The 6,777-nt window shown below is 63.3% G+C and carries 10 protein-coding genes; 1 reads left to right on the top strand and 9 read right to left on the bottom strand.

Annotated elements, in window-relative coordinates; all coding sequences use genetic code 11:
• Window positions 1-56: 56 nt before the first annotated feature.
• Entirely contained in the window at window positions 57-407 is a 351-nt protein-coding gene (locus tag GPA21_RS18305) for a DUF2249 domain-containing protein (protein ID WP_168989536.1), read from the top strand.
• 51 nt (window positions 408-458) lie between these two features.
• On the opposite strand, the gene GPA21_RS18300 is transcribed toward GPA21_RS18305, so the two are convergent.
• From GPA21_RS18300 to GPA21_RS18260, 9 genes are all read right to left on the bottom strand, one after another.
• On the bottom strand, window positions 459-869 hold the full coding sequence (locus GPA21_RS18300) for a hypothetical protein (protein WP_168989535.1): 411 nt from the start codon (window positions 867-869) through the stop codon (window positions 459-461).
• A 4-nt stretch (window positions 870-873) separates the two neighbouring features.
• Window positions 874-2,106 (bottom strand): c-type cytochrome biogenesis protein CcmI, encoded by a 1,233-nt coding sequence (gene ccmI, locus GPA21_RS18295; RefSeq protein WP_168989534.1) that lies wholly within the window; start codon window positions 2,104-2,106, stop codon window positions 874-876.
• Complete coding sequence (locus tag GPA21_RS18290; protein ID WP_281355966.1) at window positions 2,103-2,567, bottom strand: cytochrome c-type biogenesis protein; 465 nt, start codon at window positions 2,565-2,567, stop codon at window positions 2,103-2,105. Before GPA21_RS18290 ends, ccmI begins: the two co-directional genes overlap by 4 nt.
• Window positions 2,568-2,613: 46 nt before the next feature.
• On the bottom strand, window positions 2,614-3,147 hold the full coding sequence (locus GPA21_RS18285; protein WP_168989533.1) for a DsbE family thiol:disulfide interchange protein: 534 nt from the start codon (window positions 3,145-3,147) through the stop codon (window positions 2,614-2,616).
• A gap of 15 nt (window positions 3,148-3,162) precedes the next feature.
• Entirely contained in the window at window positions 3,163-5,136 is a 1,974-nt protein-coding gene (locus GPA21_RS18280; RefSeq protein ID WP_168989532.1) for a heme lyase CcmF/NrfE family subunit, read from the bottom strand.
• 18 nt (window positions 5,137-5,154) lie between these two features.
• Window positions 5,155-5,601, bottom strand: coding sequence for a cytochrome c maturation protein CcmE (ccmE, locus tag GPA21_RS18275; RefSeq protein WP_168989531.1), 447 nt, complete (start codon window positions 5,599-5,601; stop codon window positions 5,155-5,157).
• Window positions 5,598-5,813 (bottom strand): heme exporter protein CcmD, encoded by a 216-nt coding sequence (gene ccmD / locus GPA21_RS18270; RefSeq protein WP_422614177.1) that lies wholly within the window; start codon window positions 5,811-5,813, stop codon window positions 5,598-5,600. Before ccmD ends, ccmE begins: the two co-directional genes overlap by 4 nt.
• The gene (gene ccmC / locus GPA21_RS18265; protein ID WP_168989530.1) at window positions 5,810-6,589 is read right to left on the bottom strand and encodes a heme ABC transporter permease CcmC; all 780 of its coding nucleotides are present in this window, start codon (window positions 6,587-6,589) and stop codon (window positions 5,810-5,812) included. Before ccmC ends, ccmD begins: the two co-directional genes overlap by 4 nt.
• On the bottom strand, window positions 6,586-6,777 hold a 192-nt coding region (locus GPA21_RS18260), incomplete at its 5' end, for a heme exporter protein CcmB (RefSeq protein WP_211163688.1). The genes GPA21_RS18260 and ccmC, both read right to left, overlap by 4 nt.

Below are 6,777 nucleotides of genomic sequence, written 5' to 3'. Positions count from 1 at the left end.
CGTCCAAGGGGTCGCAGCCTAGCATTCGTGCTCCCCAACCCCCTTCGGAGCACGCCATGAGCGAACTGCCCATCCTGGATAACACCACCTTCGCTTTCGATGCGCGCGGCGTCGCCAAGCGCTTCCGCCATGCCGCCATCTTCGGCGCGCTCGAATCCCTTCACGACGGCGAGACGATGCGCTTCGTGAATGATCACGATCCGGTGCCGCTGCTGCAACAGATCGAACAGCGTTACGGGAAGCAGGTCGCCATCGAATACGTCACCCGCAACCCGGGCGAGATCGTCATCCACTTCACGATCACGATTACGAAACAGGAGGCAGCACCGGCAGCCGCCGCTGCAGCCGGCACGCAGGCGGGTGGATGTGGTGGCGGTGGCGGAGGCTGCGGCTGCGCGGGACAGTAAGACGGAACTCTAGGGCGTGTTCTCATACGCCATGGCGTATGAGAACACGCCCTACCAACGCAACACGAGTCTGGCACCGCCGGCAGGGGTCAGATCGACCCACTGCTCGAGCACACGCCCCTCGTGGCTTGCGGTGATGCGGTACTGGCCACGGGCCGGCACGTCCACCAGGCCGATCGGACCGCATGAACGTTGGGTGGAAAGCCCCTCGAGCGGCGCTTCGATACGGATATCGACACCGGCAAGATAGCTGCCATCGTTTGCAGCGAAAATCAGCGTGAGCGCGTGTGCTGGCTGCAAGGCCAGCATTCGCGCGGACTCATCCTTGCCAATGCCGCCACACGCAAGCGTGATCCGCCCGTCGTCCGCGCCTTCCGCCTGCACCGCGGAGGTCACACCGCCAAGCGCGACTACGAAGCCGAGCGCGAGACATCGAAGCGCATGCCAGGCCGACGCTTTCATCGGCCTACTCGCGCACGCTGTCGATGACGACTTCAACACCAACGGCATCGATCGCAACAACGTCGCTGCTGCCTTCCAGATCGCCCGAACGGGCCGTGGCATCGCCACCCCGTGACAATCGCGCTGCGATCACGACTTGGTCGGGCAACGAAGACTGCGTCATCAGATCGGCGTTACGGAAATCGAACTCGACCGGCAAGTCGGCAACTCTGAAGCGCAATGCGGCGATAGGAATGCCGCCAGCCGCGGGTCTCACGAATACGAAGATCGCCTCGTCGGGAGACACTTGGTCGTGCAGGTTTTCGGCCAGGGTGAGCGTTCCGGTCAGGCCAAGCGTCGAAGCGGCCGTGGGCGGCTCCAGAACCGCTCCGTTGTCCGCCATGGGAGACAGTCCAGCGCGCGTCCGCGCTTCGTTCACACTCGTCAGCACCTGCTGGTAACCGTCCTCGCTCGGCGGAATCTGGGCCAGGATCTTCTCCCAGTGGTCCGCTGCGACTTGATACTGGCTGCGCTGGAACGCCGCGCTGCCTGCGAGCGCCAGCGCCTTGAAGTTGTCGGGTTCGAGCTCGAGCGCACGTGCAATGAGGCGGTCCGGTTCGCCCGAGAAATCACCATCCGAACCCGCGACCAGAATGTCCGCCCAGTCGACCAGAATGCCTGCATCGTCGGGCGCCTTGTCGCCGATGCGGCGCCAGGTCGCGGCCGCGGCGTCGAGATCGCCCATCATCGCGTAAGAGCGCACCAGCATCAGCCAACCGGTCGGGTCGCTCGGATCAGCCTCCAGCCGCTGTGCAAGCTGAGCGACCAAACCGGCCATCTGTTCGGTCGAAATCTCGTGCGAGGGCTCACCGGCGACTTTTACCGGGTCAAGCGCATCGGGCTCACCAATCCACAGGTAGAAAAACACTGCCAGCGCCGGGATCGTGAGCGCAAGCGCGACCGCCGGCATACGGGCCGGCGACATGTCGGAACCATCTTCGGCGGCACGGCCCTCCTCGAGAGCGCGTTGTTCCAGTTCGTCACGGGCCCGCTGATACTCGGCGTCCGCCAGAGTGCCCGCTTCGCGGTCGGCCTCGAGCTCGGCGAGTTGCTCACGCAACACGACAAGCGCGATATCGGCCTGACGTTGGCGCACGGCATGCGCTCGACGACGGCGGCCAAAGCCAAGCATCGGTGGAACGACGAACAGAAGCGCGCCGACCAGAAGGGCGGCGGCCAGAATGGTGAAACCTGTCACGGTTGTTGCTCCTGGGAATCAGACGGTGCGCCCTCGAGCAGGGCGCGTGCGCGACGACGTTCCTCATCGCTGAGCTGAGGCAAGGGCTCCTCCGCCCTTCTGCGCAGGCGGAACAAAAGCCAGCCGACTCCGCCAAGAAGGAGAAACCCGGGGCCAAGCCACAGCAGCGCGGTGCTGGCCCGGAAAGGCGGCTTGTACAGCACGAAATCGCCGTAGCGGGACACCAGAAAGTCGAGAACATCGGCTTCGGACTTTCCGGCACCGAGCTGCTCACGGACCTGAGCGCGCAGGTCGACCGCCAGTGGCGCCCGCGATTCGGCAATCGACTCGTTCTGGCAGACGAGGCAGCGCAGGTCGCGTGCCAGCGCCATCACACGCGCCTCGAGCTCGGGGTCGTCGGCCATCGGCTGCGCCACATCGGAGGCCGAAATCGAACCAAACGGCGCGATCAATGTGAACAACGCGATCGCCGTTGCGCGTCGAAGCGCGGCACAGACATCCAAACGATCAACCTGCACTGGACAGCTCCGCGATCATGGGCATCAGCACCTTGCGCACCGTGTCCCGGTTGATCGGACCGACATGCTTGTAGCGAATCACGCCATCGCGGTCGATGAGGAAGGTCTCCGGTGTGCCGTACACACCGTACTCTATGCCAACCCGGCCGTCGTTGTCGGTGACCGTCGCAACGTAGGGGTTACCGTGATCACGCAGCCACTTCAGGGCTGCGTCGGACTCGTCCTTGTAGTTGAGCCCGATAACCGGCACTCCGCCCGAACGTGCAAGCTCGACCAGATACGGATGCTCCGCACGGCAGGAAACGCACCACGAGGCCCAGACGTTGAGCAGCCATACTTCGCCGCGCATGTCTTCGACGCCGAAACGCTCATCCGGCGCATCGAGCTTTGCGAGCCGGAACTCCGGCGCAGGCTTGCCGATCAGCGGCGACGGCACCACCGACGGATTGAGCGTCAGGCCGTAGCCGAGAAAACCGGCGAGGGCGAGGAAGATCGCCAGCGGTACGAGAAACTTCGCTTTCATTGCAACTCCCAGACGTCAACCAGCCTGTCGCGCAGCATCCGCTGGAGCGGCGCGTTCGGCCAGACGGCGGTAGCGACGGTCGGATGCGGCGAAAATGCCGCCGAGGCCCATCAACACGCAACCGGCCCAGATCCAGCTGATGAAGGGTTTGATGTGCAGGTTCACCAGCCAGGTTTCGGCGTCCAGCTGATCACCGAGGGACACATAGAGGTCGCGGAAGGGGCCGATGTCGAGCGAAACCTGGGTCATCGGCATCGCGCTGGCGACGTAGAAGCGCTTCTCGGGCGTCATCGTGGTCCAGGGGCGATCGCCGCGGAAGACTTCGATCAAACCGCGCGCGGCTTCGTAGTTCGGCCCTTCGACGAACTTCGCACCGCGGAAGACGAAGGTGTAGCCCCCGAGCTCGGCGCGTTGCCCCTCGCTCATGCGAACATCGATATGAGACTCCAGACTGCCGATCATCGTTACACCGATAATGAAAATGCCGATACCCAAGTGGGCGATCCACATGCCCCACCATCCGCCCGGAATGCCGCGAAGCCTTACCGCCAGCGCGGTCCCGGGGCGATCGGCGAAACGCTCCTGCAACAGCTTTGCACTGGCCAGCAACACCCAGGCAGCAAGCGAAAGGCCGAGCACGGTGCGCCAGGTGACATGGCCGATCGCGAATGCCCAGCCGACACCGATGACGACACTGAGGAGCAGGCCGGGACCCACTTTGCGGACGATGCGCGCTACGCCATCACGCTTCCAGCGGACGAAGGGGCCGACCATCATCAGAATCACGACCGGGGCCATCAGCGGCACGAACACAGCCTCGAAGTAGGGCGGGCCCACCGAGATCTTGCCGAGGTTGAGCGCATCCATGAACAACGGGTAGAGCGTCCCGAGCAGGACTGCGCCGGTGACCACCGCGAGGAGCACGTTGTTGGCGAGCAGGCTCGAATCACGCGACACGAGATCGAAGCTGCCGCCACCGGCCAGCTTGGGCGCACGCCAAGCGAACAGCACCAGGGAAATGCCGATCACAAGCACGAGCAGCGCAAGGATATAGAGCCCTCTGGCTGGATCCACCGCAAACGCATGCACTGAAGTGATGACGCCCGAACGCACGAGGAAGGTGCCCAGCAGCGACATCGAGAAGGTACTGATCGCGAGCAGAAGCGTCCAGCTGCGGAAGGCACCGCGCTTCTCGGTGACTGCCAGCGAATGCATGAGAGCAGTACCGAGCAGCCAGGGCATGAAAGAGGCGTTCTCGACCGGATCCCAGAACCACCAGCCACCCCAGCCGAGTTCGTAGTACGCCCAGCCCGAGCCGACCGCGATCCCGGCGGTGAGGAAAATCCATGCGACCGTGGTCCACGGCCGGGACCAGCGCGCCCATGCCGCGTCGAAACGGCCGGTGAGCAAGGCGGCGATCGCGAAAGCGAAGGCGACCGAAAAGCCCACGTAGCCCATGTAGAGCAGCGGCGGATGGATGATCATCCCCGGATCCTGCAGCAAGGGGTTGAGGTCACGACCTTCCGCCACCGCCGGCAGCAGCCGCTCGAAGGGGTTGGAGGTGAACAATGTGAAGGAGATGAAGCCGGCGCTGATCCAACCGAGCACGCCCATGACGCGTGCCATGAAGGCCTCCGGGAGACTGCGGCTGAAGATGCTGACCGCTACGGTCCACACCGACAGAGTCATTGCCCACAACAGCAGCGAACCTTCGTGGTTGCCCCACACCCCGGTGATCTTGTAGATCAGCGGTGTCTGTGTGTGCGAGTGCGAAGCCGCGAGCTTGACGGAGAAGTCGCTGGTGATGAACGCATAGGTGAGCAGAACATAGGATATGACGATGAAGAGCAGTTGTCCGTGCGCCGCCGAGCGGCCTACGGACATCAGCGCGATGCGGTTCTTCGCCGCACCGACCATCGGCACAATCGCCTGAACAATTGAAAGAACAAGCGCCAGGATCAGCGCGAAGTGACCGAGTTCGGCAATCATCTGTAGGGTCCGCTGGGTTCAGTACTGAACGGTCTGCTGCGCTTTGTGCGCCTGATCCAGCGCAAACTGCGCCTCGACCGGCATGTAGTTCTCATCGTGCTTTGCGAGCAGTTCAGTAGCACGAAAGAGCCCGTCTTCACCGAGGATGCCCTGCACCACCGCACCCTTGCCTTCCTGGAACATCGCCGGCAGTGAGCCGCGGTAAGTCACCGGAATGACGTGTGCGGTATCGGTGATCGCGAACCGCACGGTGTAACCGTCGTCTTCACGCATTATCGACCCTTCTTCCACCAGGCCACCGATGCGGAAAGCGCGCTCCTGCGGGGCCTTGCCCTCGGCAACCTCGCTCGGCGTGTGGAAGAACACCAGATTTTGCTGGAAGGCGGTCAGCACGAGCGCCACCGCGCCGATGAGCAGTGCGCCTGCGCTGCCCAGCAACAAGAGTCGTTTGCTACGGGGTTTCATTCAAAGATCTCCTCAGTCGTACGCCGCGCACCGGTACCGGTTGGGGCTGCACGACGCAGCCGCAGCAGTCGGCGCACGGTATCTCTACGACGGCGTATCACCAGGACGAGTTCCACTGCAACGCACAAAAACGTCACCGCATAACTGCCCCAGACGAACAGGCCGTTGCCTCCCATGCTCCAGAAGGCACTCCAGGATCCCCACTCCATCATGCCCGGCTCTCCTGTACATCGAGTTCGGCCTTGACCCAATCGGTGTGACGCTCACGTTCGAGAATGATCGAGCGCACCCGCCAGAGAGCGACCGCAATGGTGTATGCCCAGGCGGCAAGCGCCATGACGAGCATGCCCCAGAGCATCGTGGTCGCCATCGAGGGCGCCTGGGTGAGGCTCACGGAAGCGCCCTGGTGCAAGGTGTTCCACCATTGCACGGAAAAATAGATGATCGGCACGTTGATCGCGCCCACCAGCGCGATGATGGCGCCGGCCCGGTCGGCGCGGCGCGAATCCTCGATTGCCGAGGTCAGCGCGATGAAACCGAGATAGAGAAAGAGCAGCAACAACTGCGAAGTCAGGCGTGCATCCCACACCCAGTAGGTGCCCCAGGTAGGCTTGCCCCACAGCGCGCCGGTCCACAGCGCGAGAAAACAGAAGATTGCACCGGTCGGCGCGAGCGCCTGGGTCATCATGAAGGAAAGACGGGTATTCATCACCAACCCGACCGCTGCCCAGAACGCCATGATCAAGTAAATGAACATCGACATCCACGCAGCCGGCACGTGGATGAAGATGACACGATAAACCTCGCCTTGCTGGAAATCGGTCGGCGCGACAAAGAAACCGATGTACAGACCAATCACCGTGAGCACCCCAGCGATCCCCGCAAACCAAGGCGCCAGTCTGCCCGCCAGGGGGTAGAAAACCGGGGGAGCCGAAAAACGGAAGAGCCCCTTGCCCTGTCCGCTTCTGTCTTTGATGTCAGTCGTCATTCCATTGCAATCCTCAAGGCCGCCGCACAGGCGAACGGCGCAAGTGCGATGGCACCCAGCAGGCCGCCTGCAAGCAACAGCATGTGCGCCTCGGCACCGGTACCGCCTAGATGCGAATCCACCGCCCCTGCGCCGAAAATCAGCACCGGCACGTAGAGCGGCAGCACCAGCAGAGCCAGCAACACACC

The organism is Azoarcus taiwanensis (assembly GCF_012910885.1).
In the GTDB taxonomy this organism is placed as follows: domain Bacteria; phylum Pseudomonadota; class Gammaproteobacteria; order Burkholderiales; family Rhodocyclaceae; genus Azoarcus_F; species Azoarcus_F taiwanensis.
Note: the sequence above shows the minus strand (reverse complement) of the source record. Positions and strands in the feature narration are given on the sequence as shown.